General features: G+C 73.4%; 25 protein-coding genes. 8 read left to right on the top strand and 17 right to left on the bottom strand.

Annotated elements, in window-relative coordinates; translation table 11 throughout:
- Positions 1-293 precede the first annotated feature (293 nt).
- Positions 294-1,562: an MFS transporter gene (locus ACH4ZX_RS35405; protein WP_398282135.1), complete on the bottom strand. Its 1,269-nt coding sequence runs from the start codon at positions 1,560-1,562 to the stop codon at positions 294-296.
- Positions 1,563-1,625: 63 nt separating this feature from the next.
- On the opposite strand from ACH4ZX_RS35405, the gene ACH4ZX_RS35400 reads away from it, so the two are divergent.
- Positions 1,626-2,579 (top strand): LysR substrate-binding domain-containing protein, encoded by a 954-nt coding sequence (locus ACH4ZX_RS35400; RefSeq protein ID WP_398282132.1) that lies wholly within the window; start codon positions 1,626-1,628, stop codon positions 2,577-2,579.
- 290 nt (positions 2,580-2,869) lie between these two features.
- A complete protein-coding gene (locus ACH4ZX_RS35395; protein ID WP_398282129.1) occupies positions 2,870-4,054 on the top strand; it encodes an MFS transporter in 1,185 nt (394 codons plus the stop codon).
- 138 nt (positions 4,055-4,192) lie between these two features.
- On the opposite strand, the gene ACH4ZX_RS35390 is transcribed toward ACH4ZX_RS35395, so the two are convergent.
- Positions 4,193-4,954 carry a prolyl oligopeptidase family serine peptidase gene (locus tag ACH4ZX_RS35390; protein ID WP_398282126.1) on the bottom strand — a complete coding sequence of 254 codons (762 nt, stop codon included), beginning with the start codon at positions 4,952-4,954 and terminating at the stop codon, positions 4,193-4,195.
- Between the two features lie 113 nt (positions 4,955-5,067).
- Here ACH4ZX_RS35390 and ACH4ZX_RS35385 point away from each other — a divergent pair, with 113 nt between their 5' ends.
- A complete protein-coding gene (locus ACH4ZX_RS35385; RefSeq protein ID WP_398282123.1) occupies positions 5,068-6,231 on the top strand; it encodes an adenosine deaminase in 1,164 nt (387 codons plus the stop codon).
- A 140-nt stretch (positions 6,232-6,371) separates the two neighbouring features.
- The gene (locus tag ACH4ZX_RS35380) at positions 6,372-6,755 is read left to right on the top strand and encodes an ATP-binding protein (protein ID WP_398282120.1); all 384 of its coding nucleotides are present in this window, start codon (positions 6,372-6,374) and stop codon (positions 6,753-6,755) included.
- Positions 6,756-6,836: 81 nt separating this feature from the next.
- Here the strand turns inward: ACH4ZX_RS35380 and ACH4ZX_RS35375 are convergent, their stop codons facing one another.
- The 5 genes from ACH4ZX_RS35375 to afsQ1 form a co-directional block, all read right to left on the bottom strand.
- On the bottom strand, positions 6,837-7,037 hold the full coding sequence (locus ACH4ZX_RS35375; RefSeq protein ID WP_324788965.1) for a PspC domain-containing protein: 201 nt from the start codon (positions 7,035-7,037) through the stop codon (positions 6,837-6,839).
- A 93-nt stretch (positions 7,038-7,130) separates the two neighbouring features.
- Positions 7,131-7,682, bottom strand: coding sequence for a VanZ family protein (locus tag ACH4ZX_RS35370; RefSeq protein WP_398282117.1), 552 nt, complete (start codon positions 7,680-7,682; stop codon positions 7,131-7,133).
- Positions 7,683-8,169: 487 nt separating this feature from the next.
- Positions 8,170-8,766 (bottom strand): hypothetical protein, encoded by a 597-nt coding sequence (locus tag ACH4ZX_RS35365; RefSeq protein WP_398282114.1) that lies wholly within the window; start codon positions 8,764-8,766, stop codon positions 8,170-8,172.
- Positions 8,766-10,328 carry an ATP-binding protein gene (locus ACH4ZX_RS35360; RefSeq protein ID WP_398282112.1) on the bottom strand — a complete coding sequence of 521 codons (1,563 nt, stop codon included), beginning with the start codon at positions 10,326-10,328 and terminating at the stop codon, positions 8,766-8,768. Before ACH4ZX_RS35360 ends, ACH4ZX_RS35365 begins: the two co-directional genes overlap by 1 nt.
- Complete coding sequence (gene afsQ1 / locus ACH4ZX_RS35355) at positions 10,325-11,002, bottom strand: two-component system response regulator AfsQ1 (protein WP_398282109.1); 678 nt, start codon at positions 11,000-11,002, stop codon at positions 10,325-10,327. The genes ACH4ZX_RS35360 and afsQ1 overlap by 4 nt, the downstream gene beginning before the upstream one ends.
- Before the next feature lie 231 nt (positions 11,003-11,233).
- Between afsQ1 and ACH4ZX_RS35350 the strand changes: the two genes are divergently transcribed.
- Positions 11,234-11,977, top strand: coding sequence for a SigE family RNA polymerase sigma factor (locus tag ACH4ZX_RS35350; RefSeq protein WP_398282106.1), 744 nt, complete (start codon positions 11,234-11,236; stop codon positions 11,975-11,977).
- A gap of 279 nt (positions 11,978-12,256) precedes the next feature.
- Here the strand turns inward: ACH4ZX_RS35350 and ACH4ZX_RS35345 are convergent, their stop codons facing one another.
- Entirely contained in the window at positions 12,257-12,907 is a 651-nt protein-coding gene (locus tag ACH4ZX_RS35345) for a uridine kinase (RefSeq protein ID WP_398282103.1), read from the bottom strand.
- A gap of 128 nt (positions 12,908-13,035) precedes the next feature.
- On the opposite strand from ACH4ZX_RS35345, the gene ACH4ZX_RS35340 reads away from it, so the two are divergent.
- Positions 13,036-13,440: a hypothetical protein gene (locus ACH4ZX_RS35340; protein WP_398282101.1), complete on the top strand. Its 405-nt coding sequence runs from the start codon at positions 13,036-13,038 to the stop codon at positions 13,438-13,440.
- 60 nt (positions 13,441-13,500) lie between these two features.
- Here the strand turns inward: ACH4ZX_RS35340 and ACH4ZX_RS35335 are convergent, their stop codons facing one another.
- The 5 genes from ACH4ZX_RS35335 to deoC form a co-directional block, all read right to left on the bottom strand.
- The gene (locus tag ACH4ZX_RS35335) at positions 13,501-13,749 is read right to left on the bottom strand and encodes a type II toxin-antitoxin system RelE/ParE family toxin (protein ID WP_398282098.1); all 249 of its coding nucleotides are present in this window, start codon (positions 13,747-13,749) and stop codon (positions 13,501-13,503) included.
- Positions 13,750-13,998 (bottom strand): type II toxin-antitoxin system Phd/YefM family antitoxin, encoded by a 249-nt coding sequence (locus tag ACH4ZX_RS35330; protein WP_398282095.1) that lies wholly within the window; start codon positions 13,996-13,998, stop codon positions 13,750-13,752.
- A gap of 130 nt (positions 13,999-14,128) precedes the next feature.
- Positions 14,129-15,034 (bottom strand): aldehyde dehydrogenase family protein, encoded by a 906-nt coding sequence (locus ACH4ZX_RS35325; RefSeq protein ID WP_398282092.1) that lies wholly within the window; start codon positions 15,032-15,034, stop codon positions 14,129-14,131.
- Positions 15,027-16,472 carry an aldehyde dehydrogenase family protein gene (locus ACH4ZX_RS35320; RefSeq protein WP_398282089.1) on the bottom strand — a complete coding sequence of 482 codons (1,446 nt, stop codon included), beginning with the start codon at positions 16,470-16,472 and terminating at the stop codon, positions 15,027-15,029. Before ACH4ZX_RS35320 ends, ACH4ZX_RS35325 begins: the two co-directional genes overlap by 8 nt.
- Before the next feature lie 12 nt (positions 16,473-16,484).
- Complete coding sequence (deoC, locus tag ACH4ZX_RS35315; protein WP_398282175.1) at positions 16,485-17,492, bottom strand: deoxyribose-phosphate aldolase; 1,008 nt, start codon at positions 17,490-17,492, stop codon at positions 16,485-16,487.
- Positions 17,493-17,972: 480 nt separating this feature from the next.
- Here deoC and ACH4ZX_RS35310 point away from each other — a divergent pair, with 480 nt between their 5' ends.
- Complete coding sequence (locus tag ACH4ZX_RS35310; RefSeq protein ID WP_398282087.1) at positions 17,973-18,683, top strand: PH domain-containing protein; 711 nt, start codon at positions 17,973-17,975, stop codon at positions 18,681-18,683.
- A 354-nt stretch (positions 18,684-19,037) separates the two neighbouring features.
- On the opposite strand, the gene ACH4ZX_RS35305 is transcribed toward ACH4ZX_RS35310, so the two are convergent.
- From ACH4ZX_RS35305 to ACH4ZX_RS35290, 4 genes are all read right to left on the bottom strand, one after another.
- Positions 19,038-20,228, bottom strand: a complete 1,191-nt coding sequence (locus tag ACH4ZX_RS35305; RefSeq protein ID WP_398282084.1) for a hypothetical protein — start codon at positions 20,226-20,228, stop codon at positions 19,038-19,040.
- A 293-nt stretch (positions 20,229-20,521) separates the two neighbouring features.
- The gene (locus tag ACH4ZX_RS35300) at positions 20,522-22,153 is read right to left on the bottom strand and encodes a phospho-sugar mutase (protein WP_398282081.1); all 1,632 of its coding nucleotides are present in this window, start codon (positions 22,151-22,153) and stop codon (positions 20,522-20,524) included.
- 103 nt (positions 22,154-22,256) lie between these two features.
- Complete coding sequence (locus ACH4ZX_RS35295) at positions 22,257-23,081, bottom strand: purine-nucleoside phosphorylase (RefSeq protein ID WP_398282078.1); 825 nt, start codon at positions 23,079-23,081, stop codon at positions 22,257-22,259.
- 220 nt (positions 23,082-23,301) lie between these two features.
- Positions 23,302-23,739, bottom strand: a complete 438-nt coding sequence (locus ACH4ZX_RS35290) for a gamma-glutamylcyclotransferase (RefSeq protein WP_324788953.1) — start codon at positions 23,737-23,739, stop codon at positions 23,302-23,304.
- Positions 23,740-23,894: 155 nt separating this feature from the next.
- Between ACH4ZX_RS35290 and ACH4ZX_RS35285 the strand changes: the two genes are divergently transcribed.
- On the top strand, positions 23,895-25,343 hold the full coding sequence (locus ACH4ZX_RS35285; RefSeq protein ID WP_351896471.1) for an NAD(P)H-quinone dehydrogenase: 1,449 nt from the start codon (positions 23,895-23,897) through the stop codon (positions 25,341-25,343).
- Positions 25,344-25,453 lie beyond the last annotated feature (110 nt).

Genomic DNA, 25,453 nt, shown 5'->3' with positions numbered 1-25,453 from the left:
GCGGACGACTGGCGGCCGATGGCCTGGGGTGGGGCCCGGCGGCGCAGCGGGCGGTGCGGCATCGCCCTGAAGGGGGGCGGGGAACTGCGCGCCCAGCGACGACGGTGCGGCGGCCGTCCGGCGGCCGATGGCCTGGGGTGGGGCCCGGCGGCGCAGCGGGCGGTGCGGCATCGCCCTGAAGGGGGGCGGGGAACTGCGCGCCCAGCCACGACGGTGCGGCCGACGGCCGACGGCCGATGGCGGACGGCACCGCGCGGCGGCCGGACGGCCAAGCGCGGCGCTCAGCCGGAGGCTCAGGCGTGTGCGGGCTGCGCGGCCAGCCGGGCCGCGCGCGTGCCGAGCAGCGTGATCGTCGCGACGCCCGCCACCGCCAGCAGCCCGACCCCGACGGTCCCGGCCCAGCCCGCCGCGTGGAAGGCGACCGCGCCGACCGTGCTGCCGGCACTGGAGCCTACGTAGTACGCCGACTGGTACAGGGCCGACGCCTGGGCGCGCCCGGTCGTGGCCGTCCTGCTGACCGCCGAGGAGGCGACCGCGTGGCCCGCGAAGAAGCCGGCGGTGATCAGCACCAGCCCCAGCAGCACCAGCGGAACCGACTGCGCCAGGGACAGCACCAGGCCCGCCGCCGTCGTGCCGCCCGCCAGGTACAGGGCGCCACGGCGGCCCAGGCGGCCCACCAGCCGGCCGGCCGTGGACGCGGATACGGTGCCGACCAGGTACACCAGGAAGATCGAGCCGATGATGCCCTGCGGCAGCCCGAACGGCTCTGCCGTCAGGCGGTAGCCGATCACCGTGTACACGCCGCCGAACACCGTCATGAACAGGGCGCCGATGGCGTACAGCCGGCGCAGCAGCGGGTTCGCCAGGTGGTCGCGGACCGTGCCGGCCAGCACCCGCGGTCGCAGCGAGCCCGCCGTGAAGTGCCGGGGCGCCGGCAGCAGCAGCCGGAAGGCCACCGCGCAGCCGACCGCGATCACGCCGATCACGCCCACCGCGACCCGCCAGCCCCACACCTGAGCGACCCAGCCGGTGATGACCCGGCCGCTCATGCCGCCGACGCTGTTGCCCGCCACGAACAGGCCGATCGCCGTCACCAGGGCCCGCGGGCGGACCTCCTCCGCGAGGTACGCGGTCGCGGACGCGGGCAGACCCGCCAGTGCCGCGCCCTGCAGCGCCCGCAGCCCGACCAGGGCCGGCAGCGAGGGCGCGAAGGGGACCAGCAGTCCGACGGTCACCGCGACCGCCAGCGACGCCGTCATGACCGTACGCCGTCCGAACCGCTCCGACAGGGCGCTCATCGGCAGCACGAACAGCGCGAGGCCGCCGGTCGCCGCCGCCACCGTCCAGCTCGCCTCGCTCGCCGCCACCCCGAGGTCGTCGGAGATCAGCGGCAGCAGGGCCTGCGTGGAGTACAGCAGCGCGAAGGTCGCCACGCCGGCGAGGAACAGCGCGAGGCTCATCCGGCGGTAGCCGGGCGCGCCGGGGGTCAGACGGGAGTCGGAAACGGCGGCGGACGGGACGGCGCCCACGGTGGTGGACGCCCCGGTACTGGCGGGAGACATGCCTCGAACGTACGGAGACCTCTGCTCATCCGTCCAATGCATGGAATCGGCATAATCGTTCCCATGCCGCATCAGCACAGCTCATCGAGGCGCCTGTCACCGTCCGGTGACACAGAAGACATCGTCGCGCTGCTCGCCCCGCGCCTCGTCCACTTCGCCGGCGTGGCCCGCACCGAGCACGTCACGCGCGCCGCCCAGGAGATGCAGGTCCCCCAGTCCACCCTGTCGCGCGCGATGGTCCGCCTCGAACAGGACCTGGGCGTCGAGTTGTTCGCCCGCCGCGGCCGCACCGTTGCGCTGACCCCGGCCGGCCGCACCTTCCTCGGCTCCGTCGAACGCGCCCTCGCCGAGATCGAGCGCGCCGCCGAGGAGGTCCGCGCCGACGCCGACCCCGCCACCGGCAAGGTCGCCTTCGGGTTCCTGCACACGATGGGCGCGGAGACGGTCCCGGGCCTGATCCAGGCGTTCCGCGCCGACCATCCCCGCGTCCGCTTCAGCCTGGTCCAGAACTACGGCGAGGCGATGCTGGAGAAGCTGCGCGCCGGCGAACTCGACCTGTGCCTGACCTCGCCGGTGCCGGACGCCCCCGACCTGGTCGGCCGACGCCTGGACGAGCAGAAGCTGCGCCTGGTCGTGCCCGCCGACCACCGCCTGGCCGCCCGCCGGCGCGTCCGCCTAGCCGAGGCGTCCGAGGAGGCCTTCGTCACCCTGGAGACCGGCTACGGCCTGCGCCGCATCACCGACGACCTCTGCCAGGAGGCGGGCTTCAAGCCCCGTATCGCCTTCGAGGGGGAGGAGGCGGAGACCCTGCGCGGGCTGGTGGCGGCGGGACTGGGCGTCGCCCTGCTGCCCCCGCCCGCCGTCGCCCGTCCGGGAGTCGTCGAGCTGACGGTGACCGCGCCGAGAGCGGCGCGGGAGATCGGGGTGGCCTGGCTGGACGGACACCCCGACACACCTCCCGTGGCGGCCTTCAAGAAGTTCCTGCTGTCGAGGAGGGGCAGCCTGCTGCCGGCCTGAGCCGGCGCCGCGCGCGGTGACCGACCATCCACGGGCTGGATACGCGTGATCGGTGAGTCCAATGGTGCAAGGGGTAGGCACCGGGGACCGATCTGACCCAGAGTGTGCACGTCCTGACGCCCTGCCTTCCTTGCGGGCGTTTTCCTCGGTGCACCGGTACTCCGCGATATGGCACGGCCACGGCGGCAGCCCGCCGTGCACCCGTCCCGCCCGCGTGGAGGCCTCACGTGCCCGGATTCACCTACCCACCCGCACCCGCCGGCGATGTCGCCGGCCGGGGAACCGAGCCCGTGCCCGAGACCAGGGGCGGCCTGCGGGTGGCGCTGCTGATGGCCGGCAGCAGTCTGCCGGTCCTCGCCGCGGTGCTGCTCGCCCCGGGACTGCCGGACCTCCAGGACAGGTTCGGCACGGTGCCCGGCGCGGGCACGCTGGTCCCGCTGATCCTGACGGTCCCCGCGCTCGCGGTCGCCCTGCTGGCCCCGCTCGCGGGTGTGGTGATCGACCGGCTGGGCCGCAAACCGCTGCTGGTCGTCGCGACCGTCCTGTACGCGGTGTTCGGCACCGCGCCGCTGTGGCTGGACTCGCTGCGCGCCATCGTGATCAGCCGTGCCCTCCTCGGCGTCGCCGAGGCCGTCGTCATCACCTGCTGCACCACACTGATCGGCGACTACTGGACGGGCCGGGTCCGCGACCGGTACCTGGCCCTGCAGGCGGTGTGCGCGACCGTCTCCGCCACCGCCTTCTTCGTCCTCGGCGGCACGATGGGCGCCTCGGGCTGGCGTTCCCCGTTCCAGCTCTACGCGGTCGGGCTGCTCCTGGCCCCCGCGATGGCCGTGTTCCTGCCCGCGCGCAGACCGGGCGCAGCGGCGGACGAGGAGCCCGCCGCCGGGCGGCGGCCGTCCTCGACGGGCCGGCTGCTGGGCATCAGCGTGCTGTCGGTGTTCGGCGGCCTCGTCTTCTACACCGTCCCCGCGGAGACGGCCTACCTGGTGAACGGCCTCGGCGTGCAGTCCAGCGGCATCATCGGCCTCGTCACCGCGATCGCCAGCGCCGCCTCCGTCACCGGAAGCGTCATCTTCGCCTCGATGGTCGGCCGGCCGGAGCGCAGACTGCCGGTGATCTTCCTGCTGTGCGGGGCCGGGTTCGTGGCCATCGGCCTGGCCCACGACTTCGCGGTGCTGATCCTGGGCACCTTCCTCAACTGCCTGGGCACCGGTCTCCTGCTGCCCTCGCTGCTGACCTGGGCGATGTCCGGGCTGGAGTACCGCAACCGGGGCCGCGGCACCGGCCTGTGGACCGCGTCGTTCTTCCTCGGGCAGTTCCTCGGCCCGCTCGTCCTCACCTTCCTGGAGTCCAGGACCGGAGGCCTCGCCGCCGCCGTCGGCAGCCTCGGCCTCGCCTCGGCGGCGGTGGCGGTCATGCTGCTGCCCCTCCTCCGCCGGCCGAGGCCCGCCCAGCAGCCCGGGCGGCCCTGACCCGGCCCCGGCACCGCGCCGAAGCCGCCGTGCGCGTGGAGGGATGCCTGAACGAAGGCCGGCCACCTACTGCGACCGGGAGACCGGGCCGGGCCGACGCCCCTCGGACCACCGCCCGGGACGGCCCGGGGCCGTGTCCTACCGGCGCAGTGACTTGCCGAAGCCCGCGGCCAGCGGCATCCGTAGTCCCAGCGGCGGCGGAGCCGCGAACGCGTCCACCACCGGCCGGGAGAACGCCCGCCCGAACAGCGCCCCCATCACGAAGTCCTCGGCCAGCGCGTGCACTTCACTGCGGTACTGGTGCAACCCGTGGCCGTCGGAGTGCACTTCGAACCGGCACACGTCCCGGTTCGCCTTCTTCGCGCGGGCCGCCAGCCGGAACGACAGCTCCGGATCGGTCCGCTCGTCGTTCGTGCCGTGCACGATCAGCACGCGCCGCCCCGCGAGCTGCTTCACCGGCTCCGGCGACGCCGCCACGTCCTCCTCCGGCAGCCAGGGTGCGATCGCCAGGACCGAGTTGACGGCCTCGTGCCCGGCCGCCCGCAGCGCGGCCCGGCCGCCCATGCCGACGCCGACGAGGCAGACGGGGACGTCGCCGTAGCGCCGGACGATCTCGTCGGCGGCCCAGGACGCGTCCTGGGCCAGATGAGCCTCGCTGCCGTTCCAGCCGCGGTAGCGGTAGTGCACGACATGTGTGGCCAGGCCCTCGTCCCGGCCGGCCCGCGCCAGCCTGCGGCCGAGCGCCCGCATGGAGGCCGTCGCCCACATGGGAGACGGCCTGCGCTCGGATGCCTCATCGCCGCTGGGGAGCAGCAGTACCGCCCCGCTCACGGCCGTCGGCTCCGGGCCGAGCGCTCTCCCCAGCCGGGCCCGCCGCACCGGCGTCGCTTGGTGTGCCATGACAGAACAGTGTCAGAAGGCCTGGTGTACGCCACCCTTCGGTGCGGTCACCGTTACGTATCGGCGCAGATGTACACCCTGTGATCTACGCGCGTAGGAGTTAGAGTGCGTCAATGACGAGCCAGACTGTCCAGAGTGGGAACACCCCGAGCTCCGACCAGATCCGCCGGGCGCCCAAGGTTCTGCTGCACGACCACCTCGACGGCGGCCTCCGCCCCGGCACCGTCGCGGACCTCGCCCGCGAGCACGGGTACACCCAGCTCCCCGAGACCGACCCCGACAAGCTCGGCGTCTGGTTCCGCGAGGCCGCCGACTCCGGTTCGCTGGAGCGGTACCTGGAGACCTTCTCGCACACCGTCGGGGTGATGCAGACGCGGGACGCGCTGGTGCGGGTGGCCCGCGAGTGTGCCGAGGACCTCGCCGAGGACGGCGTCGTCTACGCCGAGGTGCGCTACGCCCCCGAGCAGCACCTCGAGGGCGGGCTCAGCCTCGAAGAGGTCGTCGAGGCCGTCAACGAGGGCTTCCGGCAGGGGGAACGGCTCGCCCGCGAGAACGGCCACCGCATCCGCGTCGGCGCCCTGCTCACCGCGATGCGGCACGCCGCCCGCGCCCTGGAGATCGCCGAACTGGCCAACCGCTACCGCGACCTGGGCGTCGTCGGCTTCGACATCGCGGGCGCCGAGGCCGGCTACCCGCCCACCCGGCACCTCGACGCCTTCGAGTACCTCAAGCGCGAGAACAACCACTTCACCATCCATGCCGGCGAGGCGTTCGGGCTGCCGTCCATCTGGCAGGCCCTGCAGTGGTGCGGCGCGGACCGGCTCGGGCACGGCGTGCGCATCATCGACGACATCGAGGTCCGTGCCGACGGCTCGGTCGGGCTCGGCCGGCTCGCCTCCTACGTGCGCGACAAGCGCATCCCGCTCGAACTGTGCCCCAGTTCCAACTTGCAGACCGGGGCGGCGTCCTCCTACGCCGAGCACCCGATCGGGCTGCTGCGGCGGCTGCACTTCCGGGCCACGGTGAACACCGACAACCGGCTGATGTCCGGAACCAGCATGAGCCGTGAATTCGAGCACCTCGTCGAGGCGTTCGGCTACACGCTCGACGACATGCAGTGGTTCACCGTCAATGCGATGAAATCAGCATTCATTCCTTTCGATGAACGACTGGCGATGATCAATGACGTCATCAAGCCGGGATACGCGGCGCTGAAATCCGAATGGCTGTTCCGGGAAACCGCCTCCACCAGCGGTTCTGTCGTGCAGCAGGACTGAACAGGGGGACCTCGGCGGCACGGAATGCGGACGGGTATTCACAGCCCGTCCGCATTTCGGTGTTTGCGGCGGGCGGCCGGCCGTGTTTACGGTCGTGGACCGCTCGCATCCCCGTCATCCCATTCAAGGACGCATTCACCATGAAGCAGTCTGCCGCCAAGACCCTCGGCGTCGCCGCCCTCGGTGCCGCCTTCGCCGCCGCCGGTGCGGGTGCCGCGAACGCCGCCCCGGCCCTCCCGGACTCCGGCCAGGCCCTGGGCGGCGTCACCAAGACGCTCCCCGTGGAGAACGTGGGCAAGGCGGTGCCGACGGCCGGCCAGGCGCTGGCCCAGGCGCAGCCCGCGGCCCGCGACGGGCTGGCCGCCGCCCGGCCGGCCGTCGGCAACGTGCTCGCCCAGGGTCCCGCCGCGCAGGCCTCCGGGCTCCTCGGCGGCCTGCCGCTGCAGGGGCTGCCGGTCAACGGCCTCCCCGTCAACGGCCTGCCGGTCAATGGCCTGCCCGTCAACGGTCTGCCGGTCGGCTGACCGCCCGCCGCCGAACGCTCCGGTGGGGCGCACCCCTGATCCACGGAGTGCGCCCCACCGGCGTTCGCGCGCGGCTTCGGCTCACCAGGCGCTGCGGGCCTTGTCCTCCGAGGGCAGCAGGATCCACAGCGCTATGTAGAGCAGGAACTGCGGCCCCGGCAGCAGGCAGGACAGCAGAAAGATCACCCGCATCGTCGTGGAGGAAGTGCCGAAGCGCCGCGCCAGGGCAGCACACACTCCGCCGATCATCCGGTCGTTCGTGGGGCGGGCAAGGGCGGTCATCGTAGGCGCTCCCCTTTTGTCTGGGTCGGTGTGGGCCGGTTCACTGCTCATCTGCCCTCAACGCTACGGTCCCCAACCGGACAAAGCATCACTCTAAGGAGCCATTCCGACCCTGGGGATCGTCGGGGTCCGACCCTGAGCCGGCTCCTCCTGCCTGACGGTCGTGCGGTCCCGGCGGTCGGACCTGCGGCGCAGCCGGGCCCGTCCCGCGGGGACGACCGCCAGGTGCGCCACCGCCACGCCCAGGGTGTTCAGCAGCAGCGAGTCCACGTCCGGAACGCGGCCGGGCACGCCGGTCTGCAGCAGCGTGATGCCGAGGGAGACCAGGGCGCCGGCGGCGACCGTGCGCAGCAGGGAGCCGAGCGGGGAGGCGTCCAGTCTGCCGTGGGCCGCCGGGAGCAGGACGCCGAGCGGGGCGAGCAGACCGAGGCCCGCGCCGATGCGCCGGGCGGCCTCCATCCCGCCGAGCGCCAGGTCGGCACGGATGCCGGCGAACGGACGGAGGTTCGCGGGCATCACCCACGGGACGTCCAGCGGACGCAGCGTGAGCCAGGCGACGAACGCGAGGTGTGCGACGAGGAGGACACCCCCTGTCACACGCATGCGGATCGCGGCGCTGCCGCCGATGGAGCCTTGACGCTGCACGCCCCCCAAGACGCGGCCCCCGGCAGGATCGGTTCCGCGTTACCCCCAGGTACCTGTACGAGGCGTGCGCCACACCCGGACGACGCCCCCGTCACCGCGCACATCACCCGCCGTCCGCCGGGCCGACCGAGTCCTCCGTCCGCGACGAGCGGACCGTCCGCGCGTCCGCCGTGCGGTGGGTCGGCGGTCCGTCTGCCGCGTGGCAGGCCGTCCGTCCGTCCGCCGTGCAGCGGGTCAGCGGTCGGTGGTCCGCCCGTGCGGGCTGGGACAGCCGTCGGCCGGCTGGGCGGGGCGCCTGTCGGTTCCGCCCGTTGCGGCGGGTCGGCGGTCGGTCCGCCCGTGTGAGCTGATGCAGCCGACGGGTCAGCTGCTGGCCCTCCGGGCGGACCGGGCGGACCGGGCGGACCGGGCGGGCCGGGTGGACCTGGCGTGCCCGGGCGGGCCGGTCGTACCGGGCCCTTCGGACGGACCGGCGGTCAGCCGTCCGTCACCGCGCCGCGCTGGAGGGTGGCTGTTCGCTGCCCGGGCGGGAGCGGACCTCGTCGGTGCACTCGTAGCGGCGCGGCGGGGCGGAGCCCGGACCGCCGAGGACCACCGAGCCGTCGCTCTCGGCGGCCGCCGAGTCGGAGAACGTGCACACGACCTGGGCGAGCGCGGCCGAGGTCAGGTCGCCGGGCGCGATGCTCAGGCGCAGCGTGTCCTCCGGGTCGCCGGCCCGCGGCCCGCCCGCGGTCATGCCGCCGCGCACGTCCGTGACGTACCCGGCCGCCTGCTCGGCGGACGACGGCGTCGCGGCGAGCTCGTCGAGCAGCCCCTGCGCCACCAGCACCCGCCGCCGGGAGTCCGCCGTGCCGTCCGGGACGCGCACCGACCTGTCGACGGCGACCAGCGACGAGCTGCACAGCAGGAACACCCGGACGTCCAGCCCGCCCGACGGCTGCGCGGAGACGTCCGGCCCGGCCGACGAGCACTGCACCCGGGAGGGCGCCGCCCCGAAGTCCGTCGGCACCTCGGTGGCCCGTATGCCGCAGCCGGACAGCAGCACGGCGAGGACGGGAAGCGCCAGCAGGCGCCGTACGGTCATCAGGCTCCCCCCTTCGTGCCCGCGCCCTCGGTGGTCTCCTGCGTCAGCGAGGAGGCGTCCCGCGGCAGCCGCAGCGTGAACACCGCGCCGCCGTCGGGAGAGTTGGCGGCGGTGATCTCGCCGCCGTGGATGTGGGCGTTCTCCAGGGCGATGGACAGGCCCAGGCCGCTGCCCTCGGACCGCGGCCGGGAGGCGCTCGCCTTGTAGAAGCGGTCGAAGACGTGCGGCAGGACGTCCTCGGGGATGCCGGGGCCGTGGTCCCGCACCTCGATGACGATCTCGTCGGCCGCCTCGCGGACGGACACCCGCACCGGGGAGCCGCCGTGCTTGAGGGCGTTGCCGATGAGGTTGGCGAGGATCACGTCGAGGCGGCGCGGGTCGAGCCGTGCGTGCAGGCCGCGCGCCGCGTCCAGGTCCACGGCGTCCAGCCAGGCCCGCGCGTCTATGCAGGCGGTGATCTGGTCGGCGAGGTCGACGTCGTCCAGGACCAGCCGGGCGGTGCCCGCGTCGAACCGGGTGACCTCCATGAGGTTCTCGACCAGGTCGTTCAGCCGCCGGGTCTCGCTGACCACCAGGCGCACGGCGGGCTCGACCATCGGGTCGATGCCGCCCCCCTCCGACTCCAGTTCCTCCTCCAGCACCTCCGTCACGGCGGTGATGGCGGTGAGCGGCGTGCGCAGCTCGTGGCTCATGTCCGCGACGAAGCGACGGGACGCGTCGTCGCGCGCGGCCATGTCGGCGACCCGTTTCTCCAGCGCCTCGGCCGCGTTGTTGAAGGTCCGCGACAGGTCGGCGAGTTCGTCGGTGCCGGACACGCGCAGCCGGGTGTCCAGCCTGCCCTCACCGAGGCGCCGGGCGGCCACGCCGAGCCGGTGCACCGGCTTCAGTACGGTCGTCGCGGCGGCCTGAGCGAGCAGCGCGGAGCCGATCAGGGCGAGCCCGGTGGCGATGCCGAGCGACCAGGCCAGCGAGTTGAGGTCCTTCGCCTCCGGCTCCAGCGACTTGAGCATGTAACCGGTCGTACCGCCGCCGATCACCTTCGCACCGGCCACCAGGTACGGCGTGCCGTGCTCGACGACGCGCTGCCAGTACAGGTGGTAGGCGTACTTGTCGCCGGAGCCGGCCGTGTGCCGTTTGTCCACCGCCGCGCGCAGCGACTCGGGCACGTCCCGCAGCGAGAAGCCGTTCAGGGCGCCCGAGGTGCCGTAGACGGTCGTGCCGTCGGTGTCCTGCGCCACCAGCAGCACGCTGAAGCGCTGGCTGCTGCCCGCCATCTGGCCGGCGGTGCGCTGCAGCTGGTCCTGCGAGGGCTGCGCGGGAAGCGCGCCCGCGCGGTTCTGCATCTCCTGCTGGAAGTCGCGCAGCACCGCGTCCTGGGCGCGGGTGAGGACGGCCTCCCGGTTGAGCCAGTACGCGATCCCGGACGCCGACACGGCGGCGGTCAGCGCCACCAGCCCGAACACGACCACCAGCCGCAGCCGCAGGCTGGTGAAGCGCAGCCGCGACCAGACTCCCTTGCGCGCCGCGGACCAGCCGCGGAACCCCCCGTGCGGTCTCGTCACTGAGGCGCGTCCAGCCGGTAGCCGACACCGCGGACGGTACGGATCAGCGTCGGCGACGACGGGACGTCCTCCACCTTGGCGCGCAGCCGCTGGACGCAGGCGTCCACGAGCCGCGAGTCGCCGAGGTAGTCGTGCTCCCACACCAGCCGCAGCAGCTGCTGCCGCGACAGCGCCTGTCCGGGCCGCCGGCTCAGTTCCAGCAGCAGCCGGAGTTCGGTCGGGGTGAGCTGCAGGTCCTCGCCGTTCTTCGTCACCGTCATCGCCGCGCGGTCGATGACGAGGCTGCCGAAGCTCGCCGCGTCGTTCGCCTCCCGCTCGCCGCGCCGCAGCACGGCCCGGATCCGGGCGTCGAGCACCCGCCCCTGCACGGGCTTGACGACGTAGTCGTCGGCGCCGGACTCCAGCCCGACCACCACGTCGATGTCGTCGCTGCGCGCGGTCAGCAGGATGATCGGCAACTGGTCGGTGCGCCGGATGCGCCGGCACACCTCGAAGCCGTCGATGCCGGGCAGCATCACGTCCAGCACGATCAGGTCCGGCCGCTGCTCGCGCAGCAGTTTCAGGCCGTCCTCACCGGTGGCAGCAGTGGCGACCCGGTGTCCCTGGCGCGTCAGTGAGAGCTCCAGGGCCGTCCGGATGGCGTCGTCGTCCTCGATCAGCAACAGGGAAGGCACGAGGCTCATTCTGGCCCATGCACGGGCGGTGTTTCGACACCTGTACGGATACGTCCCATTACCGCTTTTCTCTGTGACCGTCCTGTGTCCCCGCCGATGCCGGGCCCTGTGACAGGTCTGTGACAGTCGGCGGACACGGCGATGAAGGTGCGGCGGCAAGCTTTTGGGCACAGGCAGGAACCACCGCCTGAGCAAGACGAAACACCGGAAGTCCACGACGGGGGGCGCGAGATGAACACGCTGCACAGCACCAGCACCAGCGCAGTGGTCACGCGCCTGCACGACGTGACCCGGGGTTCCGAGAAGTCCGGTGCCGCCGTGAGCGGGCGGGGGTGCGCTCGCGGCGGCGCCGGGCGTCAGCACACCGCTTACATGAAGGTGTGTGACGCACACACGGGGGAGAAGCACGGGGGAGCCGCGTACGGGGAGGACCCGGGGGAGCGTCGTTCCCTGTCGGAGGCGGAGTTCACCGCCTACGTCCAGGAGCGCCGCGCCTCCCTGTACGCAACCGCCTACCACCTGACCGGCGACCGCTTCGAGGCCGAGGACCTGCTGCAGAGCGCGCTGTTCTCGACGTACCGGGCGTGGGACCGGATCAGCGACAAGGCGGCGGTCGGCGGATACCTCCGCCGCACGATGACGAACCTGCACATCAGCGCGTGGCGCCGCCGCAAGCTGAACGAGTACCCGACCGAGGAACTGCCGGAGACGCCCGGCGACACGGACGCGATGCGCGGCACCGAGCTGCGCGCGGTCCTGTGGCAGGCGCTGGCCCGGCTGCCCGAACTCCAGCGGACGATGCTGGTCCTGCGCTACTACGAGGGCCGCACCGACCCGGAGATCGCGGAGATCCTCGACATCAGTGTCGGCACGGTCAAGTCCAGCATCTGGCGTTCACTGCGCCGGCTGCGCGAGGACGAGGTCCTCAGCCTCGGCCGTGACGAGGAGGACGCCTTCGGCGAACTCGTCGCCTGAGGGCAGGGGGGAACGGGGAAACGGGGGACAACGGGGAATCGGGGGAATCGGGGGGACGGGACGCACCGGCTCGTGCCACGGGGGACACGGGCCACGGGGGATGCGTTTCACGGGGGAGCAACACCCCTTGACCCACGGGGGACACGGGGGTCAAGGGGGGCACGGGGGAGCACAACGGGGACACCCCACGGGGGACGCGGGGGACAACGGGGGGAAGCGGGGCTGGAGGGCCGGGGGGTCCGTCCAGCCCCGCTCTCGTGTGCGCTGTGCGCTGTGCGCTCAGCGGACCTGCGCGTCGGGAGCGGGCGTCGCCGGCCGGCGGTCCGCGACGGCGGCCGCGGCGAGGCGGCCCAGGGCCTCGTCCTTGTCGCAGGGGTGTGCGCCCAACGCGGTCTGGCGGGCGACGATCGAGCGCTCCCGCCGCATCAGCCGCCAGCCGCGGCGCAGCAGGAACGGCACCGACTTGCGGCCCTCCTTCAGGTCCCGCAGGAAGCGCCGACGGAACGTGCGCACCGGGCCGCGGCTCAGGCACAGCGCGTCGGCCAGCAGTCCCGCCTCCCGGCAGCGGGCGATGATCTCGGCCGCGAAGATGCCCTCCGCTATGAACAGCGGGGTCCGCCCGATGCCGACGGTGTCCTCGCCGGTGCGGGCGCTGAGGGCGATGTCGTAGACGGGGACGTTCGTGCGGCCCGTGCCGCACAGTTCGGCGATCGCGGCGACGGCCGTGTCGGCGTCCCAGGAGTCCGGGTGGTCCCAGTCGATGTCGGAGCTCCCCGCCACCAGCGGCAGCGTCGGGTCGTCGCCCTCCTTGTAGAAGTCGTCCAGGCGCAGCACGGGCAGACCGGAGCGGGCTGCGACGAGGGACTTGCCCGAACCCGAAGGACCGCAGAGCAGCACGACACGGGCGGAAGAGGGGAGTTGGATGCTCACGGGACACCAGTTTGACGTATTCCGTACGCCTTGCCGACCCCGCGGGTCGTCTTTGGAGTGCGCGTCACACCTCAACTACCCTGCGTGTCTGTCCGACCGCGCAGAGCTTCAGAAGGTGGCCCCCAGACATGGCACGACACGCGTCCCCCTCCCGCCCGACCGTCCGGCGCGCCCTGTTCGCCCTCGCGACGACGGGGGTGGCACTCGGCGCGGGCGCGGCGACGGCGTCCGCGGACGACCGGCCGGCGGTGGACGTGCCGCACACGCGGCCCGCCTCGCTGGGTGCCATCGACCCGCAGGCCGGGACCCAGGCGCTGACCGGCACGGTCGGCCACGTCACCGGTCCGGTCGCCGGTCTGAAGCCCAACCCCCTCGCCGGCACCGGCGTCGACCCGCTCGACAACGGCGTCGCCACCCAGCTCGACGACTTCCGCCCGCTGTCCTCCCAGGCGCTGACCCGCCCGGTCGCCGAGGCGGAATCCATCGGCTCGATCCCGGTCCTGGGCCGGGCGACCACCCTGCTGGGCGGCTGACCCGCGGTCACGTACGCGGCAGCCGCGCCCTTCGGGGTGGGGTGCGGCCCCGTGTTCCGGTCAGGGCGTGCGGCCGCGATGCGTGACCATGTGGATGACGTCCTCTTCGATGACGTACAGAACCCGGTAGTTTCCGACGTGCAGGCGGCGCAGGTCGGGGGATCCGTTAGGAATGGAACCGGGGGGCCGCGGCTGATCGGCCAGGTCGTCCACGGCCTCGTACACGGCGGACAATCCGGCTGGATCGTCCTTGAGGAACCTCACGGCCGCGCTTGTGGCGCGCGGTTCCCGGATGATCTCGTAGGCCACTTATCGCAGCCCCAGCATCCGGCCGACTTCCTCGTGCGGGACGCCCGGCTCGAGCGTCCCCTCCGCCTTGCGCCGCTGGTAGTCGGCGAAGACAAGGGCGTCTTCCAGATCCTCTATCACCTGGGGTGACACGAGCAGGGCTGCCACGTGCCCGTGGTCGGTGAGAGCGATGGTCTCGCGACCGTGGGCGGCGCGACGGACCAGGTCGCCGAGCTGGGAGCGGGCTGCGCTGACAGCAATCTCGACCATGTTGCAGATCATTCCAAATGGTGCATCTTGTGGTCAATTGATGCCTGAGGTGCCACGTGCGGGGCGGGGAGTCGCGCCGCCCTGGGCCCGCCCTCGGGCGGCCGGGCGGCGCGGCTCGTTCGCGGGCGGCTCAGTACGACGAGCCCGACGCGCCCAGGGAACCCGTCGGGTGCCAGACCGTCTTGGTCTCCAGGAACGCCGTCATGCGCTCGGTGCCCGGAGTCGCCGTCCAGTCGTCCACAGGCTGTGGACGCAGGACGCGCTTGAGGTTGTCCGCCGCCGCGACCTCAAGCTCCTTCGCGAGGGCGTCGTCCGCGCCCGCGAGGTCGATCGCGTTGACGTCCATGTGGGCCGCGAGCGGCGCCGCGATCTCGGCCGTGCGGCCGGAGAGGACGTTGACGACACCGCCGGGCAGGTCGGAGGTGGCCAGCACCTCACCCAGGGAGAGCGCCGGGAGCGGCGCCCGCTCGGAGGCGATCACGACCGCCGTGTTGCCGGTCGCGATCACCGGGGCGACCACCGACACCAGGCCCAGGAACGACGACTCCTGCGGCGCGAGGACGGCGACCACGCCGGTCGGCTCGGGGGAGGAGAGGTTGAAGAACGGGCCCGCGACCGGGTTGGCCGCGCCGGTCACCTGCGCGATCTTGTCGGTCCACCCGGCGTACCAGACCCAGCGGTCGACCGCCGCGTCCACCTGGGCGGCCGCCTTGGACTTCGACAGCCCCTCGGCGTCGGCGACCTCACGCACGAACTGGTCCCGGCGGCCCTCCAGCATCTCCGCGATCCGGTAGAGCACCTGGCCGCGGTTGTACGCCGTCGCGCCGGACCAGCCGCCGAACGCCTTGCGCGCGGCGACCACCGCGTCCCGGGCGTCCTTGCGGGAGGACTGCGGCGCGTTGGCCAGCCAGTTGCCCTTTGCGTCGGTCACCTCGTACACCCGGCCGCTCTCGGAACGCGGGAACTTGCCACCCACGTACAGCTTGTAGGTCTTGAAGACGGACAGCCGCCCGGCCGTCTCGGACTTGTCAGACATCGAGGTACGCCTCCAGGCCGTGGCGGCCGCCCTCGCGGCCGAAGCCCGACTCCTTGTAACCGCCGAACGGCGCGGCCGGGTCGAACTTGTTGAACGTGTTGGACCAGATCACGCCCGCGCGCAGCTTCCGCGCCACCGCGAGCACCCGGGAGCCCTTCTCCGACCAGATGCCCGCCGACAGGCCGTACTGGGTGTTGTTGGCCTTGGCGACGGCCTCGTCGGGCGTGCGGAAGGTCAGCACCGAGAGCACCGGGCCGAAGATCTCCTCGCGGGCGACGGTGTGCGCCTGGGTGACGTCGGTGAACAGCGTCGGGGCGAACCAGTAACCGGACGACGGCAGTTCGCAGGCGGGCGACCAGCGCTCGGCGCCCTCCGCCTCGCCCCGCTCGACGAGCGAGGTGATCCGCGCGAGCTGCTCGGCCGAGTTGATCGCGCCGATGTCCGTGTTCTTGTCGAGCGGGTCGCCCAGACGCAGCGTCGACAGGCGGCGCTTGAGGGAGTCCAGCAGCTCGTCCCGGATCGACTCCTGGACCAGCAGCCGCGAGCCCGCGCAGCACACCTGGCCCTGGTTGAAGAAGATGCCGGTGACGATGCCCTCGACGGCCTGGTCGACCGGGGCGTCGTCGAAGACGATGTTGGCGCCCTTGCCGCCCAGTTCCAGGGTGAGCTTCTTGCGGGTGCCGGCGACGGCCCGCGCGATCTCCTTGCCGACGGGCGTGGAGCCGGTGAAGGCGACCTTGTCCACGTCCGGGTGGGCGACCAGCGCGGCGCCCGTGTCGCCGTATCCGGGAAGGATGTTGACGACGCCCTTCGGCAGGCCCGCCTGGCGGCAGACGTCCGCGAAGAACAGGGCGCTCAGCGGCGTGGTCTCGGCCGGCTTCAGGACGACCGTGTTGCCGGTCGCCAGCGCCGGGGCGACCTTCCACGCCAGCATCAGCAGCGGGAAGTTCCAGGGGATGACCTGGCCGGCCACGCCCAGCGGCCGCGGGGACGGGCCGAAACCGGCGTGCTCCAGCTTGTCGGCCCAGCCCGCGTGGTAGAAGAAGTGCGCCGCGACCAGGGGCAGGTCGGCGTCGCGGGTCTCCCGGATCGGCTTGCCGTTGTCCAGCGTCTCCAGCACCGCCAGCTCGCGGCTGCGCTCCTGGATGATCCGGGCGATGCGGAACAGGTACTTGGCGCGCTCGGAGCCGGGCAGCGCCGACCACTTCTCGAACGCCCTGCGGGCGGCCTTCACCGCGCGGTCGACGTCCGCCTCACCGGCCTGCGCGACCTCCGACAGCACCTCCTCCGTGCTGGGGGAGACGGTCTTGAAGACCCTGCCGTCGGCCGCCTCGACGAACTCGCCGTCGATGAAGAGGCCGTAGGAGGGCGCGATGTCCACGATCGCCCGTGACTCGGGAGCCGGTGCGTAGGTGAATGCCGACGTCTGCAATTCCATGTCCATGGTGTCTCAGTCCACCGTCACGTAGTCGGGGCCGGAGTAGCGTCCGGTGGCCAGCTTCTGACGCTGCATCAGCAAGTCGTTCAGCAGCGAGGAGGCGCCGAAGCGGAACCAGTGGTTGTCCAGCCAGTCCCCGCCGACGGTCTCGTTGACCAGCACCAGGAACTTGATCGCGTCCTTGCTGGTACGGATGCCGCCGGCCGGCTTCACCCCGACCTGGACGCCGGTCTGCGCGCGGAAGTCGCGGACCGCCTCCAGCATCAGGAGCGTGTTCGCGGGCGTGGCGTTCACCGCCACCTTGCCGGTGGACGTCTTGATGAAGTCCGCGCCCGCCAGCATGCCGAGCCAGGAGGCGCGGCGGATGTTGTCGTACGTCGACAGCTCGCCGGTCTCGAAGATGACCTTCAGGCGGGCGTGCGCGCCGCAGGCCTCCTTCACGGCGACGATCTCGTCGTACACCTTCAGGTAGCGGCCCGCGAGGAACGCCCCCCGGTCGATGACCATGTCGATCTCGTCGGCGCCCGCGGCCACGCCCTCGCGCACGTCCGCCAGCTTCACGGACAGCGCGGCGCGGCCCGCCGGGAAGGCGGTGGCGACCGACGCGACCTTCACCGAGGAGCCGGCGACGGCCTCCTTGGCGACGGCCACCATGTCGGGGTAGACGCACACCGCCGCCGTCGCGGGCGTGGCGGGGTCCGTCGGGTCGGGGTGGACCGCCTTGGCGCCGAGCGCCCGGACCTTGCCCGGGGTGTCCGCGCCTTCCAGGGTCGTCAGGTCGACCATCGAGATGGCGAGGTCGATGGCGTAGGCCTTCGCGGTCGTCTTGATGGAACGGGTGCCGAGCGAGGCGGCGCGCGCCTCGAGGCCGACCGCGTCGACGCCGGGCAGCCCGTGCAGGAAGCGGCGCAGCGCGCCGTCGGACGCGGTGACGTCCGCGAGGGCGTGGGCGTGGGCGCCGGGGGTGCCGGGGGTGCCTCCCACGCGTTCGGCGGTTGCGGAGGGTGCGTTGATGGGCATGGTCACCAGACGAGCATATCTACGCGCGTAGCGGCTGTACACCCCGGGATAACCGGCGACTGGGGGGAGGCTGGCGCCGGGCGGGTGCGGGTGTCGGTGTGTGTGGGCGGGCCAGTGGCGCGGGCTGCGGCCGGGCGGGGGCGGGCGGGTGTGGGTGGAGGGCCCGGCGGGTGCGGGTTGTGGGCCGGTGGCAGTGGACGGGCGGATTCGGGTGATGGGCCGGTGGCGCGGACTGTGGTCCGGCGGGTCCGGGTGGTGGCACCGCCGCAGCGGGTGGTGGGCCGGTGGTAGCGGACGGCGGCCCGGCGGCAGCGGAGGGCGGGTGCCGGTGGCGGGCCCGGCGGGCGTGGGTGGCGGCCGGGCGGCGTGGACGGGAGCCCGGCGGTAGCGGGCGGTGGCCGGGGGGCCGGGTGGCCGGTGGCAGTGGGCGGTGGCCGGGTGGCCGGTCGGTCCGCACGGGCGTGCGGCACAATCGGCACCATGACGACCCCCGAGCCCCAGTCACCCGCACCGCGGTCCCCGGCAGCCCAGCCCAGGGACCGCGTCTACCGGTCGCCCGCGGGCATCGCGGGCGGTGTCCTGCTGCTCGCCATCGTCGTCTGGCTCGGCATCGACGCGATCGTCGCCGGACACGGGCGCACCCCGTGGCTGGCGCTGGCCTCGCTGCTCCTGATCGTGCCGCCGGTCGTCGCCTTCAGCCTGCGCCCCGCCGTCTACGCCGACGAGAACCGGCTGCGCATCCGCAACCCCTTGCGCGTCGTCGTGCTGCCGTGGGGGCAGGTCGCCTCGCTGCGTTCCGGCTACTCCAACGAGGTGGTCACCGAGTCCGGCGCCAAGTACCAGCTGTGGGCCATCCCCGTCTCCCTGCGGGCGCGCAAGAAGGCGGCCCGCCGGGAGGACCGCGCGTCGGCGGAGCGGGCCGGGGAGAAGGCGGGCCGCGGCGGTCGCGCCGGCCGCGGCGGGGCGTTCGGAGCCGGGCAGGCGTTCGGCGGGTCCCGGCGCGCGGCGGTTCCGGACGCGCCCGTGCGCGCCGAGACCGACAAGGTCATGGACGACCTGCGCGAGCTGCTGGAGACCCGGGGACAGGCGGAGACGGCCCAGGGCGAGGTGACCGTGCGCTGGGCGTACGAGATCGCGGCTCCGACGCTGGCCGGCGCGGTGCTGCTGGCGGTGCTGCTCGCGACGGGCTGACGGGATCGCCGCGATGCGGGACGACCCCGCCCGCCGACCGCTCGCCGCGCCCGCCGACCGCTCGCCCCGCCCGCCGACCGCTCGCCTCGCCCGCCGACCGCTCGCCGCGCCCGCCGACCGCTCGCCCCGCCCGCCGACCGCTCGCCTCGCCCGCCGACCGCTCGCCGCGGCCGGCGACCGGAGCGCGCCCGCCGCCTGTGGGCGCCTGCCCTGCTGTGGGCGCTCGCCTGGACGACCGCGCTCCCGCTGCTGCCGTAGGACCGCCGCTCCTGCTGCTGCCGTAGACGCTGCTCCCGCTGCTGCCGTAGGCCGCCGTTCCCGCTGTGCCGTAGGACCTGCTGCCCGTGGGGCCGCTCAGGGTGCGCCCGGCCACAGCAGGGCCATGTGGGCGCCCCAGTACGCGGAGCCCAGCACGGCCGCCGTCAGGAACAGCGTGCGGTACCTGCGGGAGGCGCGGGTCAGGTGCAGGGCGAGCGGCATCAGCAGCGGGAAGCCCGGCAGCAGGAAGCGGGCGCGCGGGAAGTAGACGCCGCCGCTGCCCAGCACGATCACCAGCAGCACGCCCGTGAACACCAGCAGGGGCAGCGGCTGGCGGTCCCCCACCGACAGGGCGAACAGCACCACCGACGCGATCAGTGTGCCCGTCACCATCACCAGGAACAGGTGCGGCCGCGGATCCGAGACCAGCATCTCCCGGATCCGGCGCACCGTCTGCCGGCCGCCGTCCAGCTCGTTGCGCCACAGCCGCTGCACGGCGAAGTAGCCGTCCCAGCGGCCCACCCGCAGGCCCACCCAGCCGACGTACCCGCACCAGCCCAGCGGCGCCAGGGCGGCCGCCGCGAGCAGGCGGGCGTCGAACGGGCGGCGGCGCACGGCGAGCAGCGCCCACCCGGCGACCGCGGCCGCCACCGCGACACCGGTCGGCCGGGTCAGGCCCGCCAGGCTCGCCAGGCAGGCCGCGGTGAGCGGACGGCCGGTGAGCACCGCGTACAGCGCCCACGCGGCGAACGCCGTGAACAGGGACTCGGTGTAGCCCATCCACTGCACCAGGCCGACCGGGAGGGCTGCCCACAGGACGGTGAGCAGTACGCCGGTCCGGTGGCCGTACAGCCGGTCGCCGACCGCGAACACGCCCCAGGCGGCGGCCAGTGACGCGAGGACGGCGATGCCCAGGCCGGTGGAGGCGCGGCTGCCGGGGGTGAGCACCGCGACCGCCTTCACCAGGTACGGGTACAGCGGGAAGAAGGCCAGGTTGTTGGCGTTGTACGCGGTGCCGAGCTCATGGGCGTAGCCGTGGTCGGCGACGCCGAGGTACCAGTCGGCGTCCCAGTGCAGCGCCAGCACCGGCCAGACGCCGTGGTGCCGGCGGTGGGCCCACAGGGCCAGCACGGCAAGGCCCGTCAACCGCACGGCGAGGTAGGCGAGCAGGGCCGGGGCCGCCCGGCGCAGCGCGGCGCGCAGCCGGGACGGCGGCGGCGCCTGTGGGGGCGGGGAGCCCGGGGATGCGGTCGCTCGGGGTGTCGGCCGGAATGCGGTCGTGGACACGGCGGCGGCTCCAGGCTGGCTCGGCGGTGCGTTTCCGCTCCACCGTTGCCCGGCGGCCGGTCCGGAGCGTGGAGCCCGGGTCAACAGACCGCGGAAAACCACCCGACGGGGTGCCCCCCGGACGGCGCAAGGGGGGCACCCCGTCGGGTGCGGGCCGAAGTCCGCCCGGTCGGGTGCGGCCCGGAGTCCCGCAGTGCGGCATGGGTCGGACCCCGGCCCGTACCGGAGCCAGGTACGGGCCGGGGCCCGGATGCAGGCCGGAGTCCGGACACGGGCCGGAATCCGGATACGGGTCAGATGCCGGCCGCCGCCGACAGGTCCCGCCGGATGTCCGCCAGCAGGCCGGCCGCCCTGGCGCGGGCCGCGGGCAGGTCGGCGTGCGCGGAGACCGGGACGACGACCTCCAGGTAGCACTTCAGCTTCGGCTCGGTGCCGCTCGGGCGGACGACGACGCGGGCCCCGTCGAGGGTGTAGCGCAGCCCGTCCGTCGGCGGCAGCCGGTCCGTGCCCCGCGTGAGGTCCTCGGCCTTCGTGACGGTCAGGCCCGCGAGCTCGGCCGGGGGCCGCTCGCGCAGGCGCCGCATCGCGTCGGCGATGAGCGACAGGTCCTCGACGCGCACCGAGAGCTGGTCGGTGGCGTGCAGGCCGTGCTCCACGGCGAGGTCGTCGAGCAGGTCGGGCAGCGTGCGGCCCTGCTCCCTGAGGACGGAGGCCAGCTCCGTGATCAGCAGCGCGGCGGTGATGCCGTCCTTGTCGCGCACGCCGTCGGGGTCGACGCAGTAGCCGAGCGCCTCCTCGTAGCCGTAGCGCAGGCCCTCGACGCGGGAGATCCACTTGAAGCCGGTGAGGGTCTCCTCGTACGGCAGACCGGCCCGCCCGGCGATCCGGCCGAGGAGGGAGGAGGAGACGATGGACTCGGCGAGGGTGCCCCGCGCCCCGCTGCGCACCAGGTGGGCGGCGAGGAGCGCGCCCACCTCGTCGCCGCGCAGCATCCGCCACTCGCCGCCGTCCTTGACGGCCACGGCGAGGCGGTCGGCGTCGGGGTCGTTGGCGATGATCAGGTCGGGGTCCGTCTCGCGGGCCCGCGCGAAGGCCAGGTCCATGGCGCCGGGCTCTTCCGGGTTGGGGAAGGCGACCGTCGGGAAGTCCGGGTCGGGCTCGGCCTGCTCGGCGACGAGGACGGGCTCCGGGAACCCGGCACGGGCGAACGCGGCCAGCAGGACGTCCTTGCCCACGCCGTGCATCGCCGTGTAGACGGTGCGGGCGGTGCGCGGGGAGCCGTCGGCGAGGACGGCGTCCGTGCGGGCGAGGTAGGCGTCCAGGACGGAGTCGTCCAGGGTCTGCCAGCCGGACTCCGGGCGTGGGACGTCGTGCAGGGAGGCGATCGCGGCGATCTCGGCGGCGATCTCCGCGTCGGCCGGCGGGACGATCTGCGAGCCGTCGCCGAGGTAGACCTTGTAGCCGTTGTCCCGGGGCGGGTTGTGGCTGGCGGTGACCTCCACGCCGGCGACCGCACCGAGGTGCCTGATGGCGAAGGCGAGCACCGGGGTCGGCAGCGGCCGGGGGAGCACGGCGGCGCGCAGCCCCGCTCCCGTCACGACGGCGGCCGTGTCGCGGGCGAAGTCGGCGGACTTGTGCCGGGCGTCGTAGCCGATGACGACGAGGCCGCCGGTGTCGCCCTTCTTCTTCAGGTACGCCGCGAGGCCGGCGGCCGCGCGGATGACGACCGCGCGGTTCATGCGCTGGGGACCGGCGCCGAGTTCGCCGCGCAGGCCCGCGGTGCCGAACTGGAGGGTGCCGCTGAAGCGGGCCGACAGTTCCGTCACGTCACCGGCCTCGATGAGCTTGCCCAGCTCCTCGCGGGTGTCCGGGTCGGGGTCCTCGGCGAGCCAGGTCCGGGCCCGGGCGAAGAGTTCGTCGTGCACGTCGGGTCAACCTCCGGTTGCTTGTCGATGCCGGTCACGGCCGGTCACGCATTGTCCACTTCAGTCCACTCCGGTCCGCTCCGGCGAGTGCCGGGGCGGGCTCTCAGAGCCGGCCGAGCACCTGCGCCAGCAGCGTGCCCATCCGCGCCGCGCTGTCCCGCCCGGCCTGCAGGACCTCCTCGTGGTTCAGCGGCTCCCCCGTCATGCCCGCGGCGAGGTTGGTCACCAGGGAGATGCCCAGCACCTCGGCCCCCGCCTCGCGCGCCGCGATCGCCTCCAGCACCGTCGACATGCCCACCAGGTCCGCGCCGATGACCCGGGCCATCCGGATCTCGGCGGGGGTCTCGTAGTGCGGGCCGGGGAACTGGGCGTAGACGCCCTCCTCCAGGCTCGGGTCGATCTCCTTGCACAGCGCGCGCAGCCGCGGCGAGTACAGGTCCGTCAGGTCGACGAAGTTCGCGCCGACGATGGGGGAGGTGGCGGTGAGGTTGATGTGGTCGCTGATCAGGACGGGCTGGCCGGGGCGCATGCCCTCGCGCAGGCCTCCGCAGCCGTTGGTGAGGACCACGGTCTTGCAGCCGGCCGCCACCGCCGTGCGCACCCCGTGCGCGACCGCGGCGACACCGCGGCCCTCGTAATAGTGCGTCCGCCCGAGGAAGACCAGGGCGTGCTTGTCGCCGGTCCGGTACGAGCGGACCGTGCCGCCGTGTCCCTCCACCGCCGGCGCCGGGAAGCCGGGCAGGTCGGTCACCGGGAACTCGGCGTCGGGGGCGCCGAGGGCGTCCACGGCCGGCGCCCAGCCGGAGCCCATCACGAGGGCGACGTCGTGGGTCTCGGCGCCGGTGAGTTCGCGCAGCCGCGCGGCGGCGGCGTCGGCGGCCGCGTGGGGGTCGCCCTGGATGTCGTCCGGAAGAAGAGATGCGTTCACGCCGATGAGGGTAACCGCTCCGGGCCTACGCGCGTAGATGGTTGGGGCGACGCATTGGCGATCGTTGTCTTGTCGTTTTCAACGAACGGCGTGACACAACGGGATGTTTGCGTCCGCTGCGGACAGAACGTTCACCCTGCCTCGCCCGGCCGTCCTCGGCAGCGGCTCGGCAGCGGCTCGGCGGTGGGCTGAGCAGTGGGCTGAGCAGTGGGCAGTGGGCTCAGCAGGGCCGCTTGCGCAGCTCCATCACATAGTCGTACGGAGCGCCGGCCGACTCCGCGGCGTCGGCGATCTCGCCGAGGTAGCGGGCCGAGGGCAGGCCGCCCTCGTAGCCGTTGAGGACGTACACCCAGGCCGCCTCCTCGCCCTCGAGCGTGTGCACCCGCACCCGCATCCGGCGGTAGATGCCGAGCCCGACGCCCTCCCAGCGGTCCATGGACTCCTCGTCGAGCGGCGCGACGTCGTACAGCGCGACGAAGACCTGGGAGCCCGGCGCCTCGGCGATCGTCGCCAGCGCCCCTTCCCAGCCCATGTGCTCGCCCCCGAAGGTCAGCCGCCACCCGTTCAGCCAGCCGGTGGCGCGCAGCGGCGAGTGCGGGGCACGGCGGGTCATCAGCCGCGCGTCGAGGTTGCCGGCGTACGCGGCGTAGAGCGACATGCGTGAAGGGTACGGCAGCGGCCCGCCCGCCCCCGGCGTCCCCGGGGCGACACGACGTCCCCGAGGCAACGAGAGCCCCCCGGCGCGGGACGTGCCACCTGCGCGTCACGGCTTCCCGCCGCCCCGGGCGGGAGCATCTCCCGCCGTGCGGGACAATGGAGTACGTGACTCGGATCGTGATCATCGGTGGCGGACCCGGCGGATACGAAGCGGCGCTGGTGGCCGCTCAGCTCGGCGCGGAGGTGACCGTCGTCGACTGCGACGGACTGGGCGGTGCGTCGGTGCTGACCGACTGCGTGCCCTCGAAGACCCTCATCGCCACGGCCGAGGTGATGACCACCTTCGACTCCTCCTACGAGGAGCTCGGCATCATCGTCGCCGACGACACCCCGCCCCTGGAGCAGGCGGCCCGGGTCGTCGGCGTCGACCTCGGCAAGGTCAACCGGCGTGTCAAGCGGCTCGCCCTCGCGCAGTCGCACGACATCACCGCCTCCGTCACCCGGGCCGGCGCCCGGGTGCTGCGCGGCCGGGGCCGGCTGGAGGGCATGCAGGCTCTCGACGGCTCCCGCAAGGTCGTGGTCACCGCGGCCGACGGCACGGAGGAGACCCTCACCGCCGACGCCGTGCTCATCGCCACCGGCGGTCACCCGCGCGAGCTGCCCGACGCCCGGCCCGACGGCGAGCGCATCCTCAACTGGACCCAGGTCTACGACCTGACCGAGCTGCCCGAGGAACTCATCGTGGTCGGCTCCGGTGTCACCGGCGCCGAGTTCGCCGGCGCCTACCAGGCCCTCGGCTCCAAGGTCACCCTGGTCTCCTCCCGCGACCGGGTGCTGCCCGGCGAGGACCCGGACGCCGCCGCCGTCCTGGAGGACGTCTTCCGCCGCCGCGGCATGAACGTCATGGCCCGCTCGCGCGCCGCCGCCGCCAAGCGGGTCGGCGACCGGGTCGAGGTCACCCTCGCCGACGGGCGGGTCATCACCGGCTCGCACTGCCTCATGGCCGTCGGCGCCGTCCCCAACAGCGCGGGCCTCGGGCTGGAGGAGGCGGGCGTCCGGCTGCGCGAGTCCGGGCACATCTGGACCGACAAGGTCTCGCGCACGTCCGCGCCGGGCGTGTACGCCGCCGGTGACGTGACCGGCGTCTTCGCGCTCGCCTCGGTCGCGGCCATGCAGGGCCGCATCGCCATGTACCACTTCCTCGGCGACTCGGTGGCCCCGCTCAACCTCAAGACGGTCTCCTCGAACGTCTTCACCGACCCCGAGATCGCCACCGTCGGCTACAGCCAGGCCGACGTGGACGCGGGGAAGATCGACGCGCGGGCGGTCAAGCTGCCGCTGCTGCGCAACCCCCGGGCGAAGATGCAGGGCATCCGGGACGGCTTCGTCAAGATCTTCTGCCGGCCGGGCACCGGGATCGTCGTGGGCGGCGTGGTCGTGGCCCCGCGCGCTTCGGAACTGATCCATCCGATCTCGATCGCCGTGGACAACAATCTGACGGTCGAACAGATCGCGAACGCCTTCACCGTGTACCCCTCCCTTTCGGGCTCGATCGCGGAGGTCGCACGGCAGCTGCACACGCGCAAGACGAGCGGCGGGATCTGAGCCGCCGGATCCGGTTTCCCCGCTGATCACGGGGAGTTGCCGGGCATGCGGCCGGCATGGGCGGGGCCGTTATGGCCTTATACCACTTGCTGCCCCGCTGTGCGAACAAC

This window comes from Streptomyces sp. NPDC020490, assembly GCF_044335305.1.
Classification (GTDB): domain Bacteria; phylum Actinomycetota; class Actinomycetes; order Streptomycetales; family Streptomycetaceae; genus Streptomyces.
The sequence above is the reverse complement of the archived record's forward strand: the minus strand, read 5'-3'. Positions and strand labels throughout refer to the sequence as shown.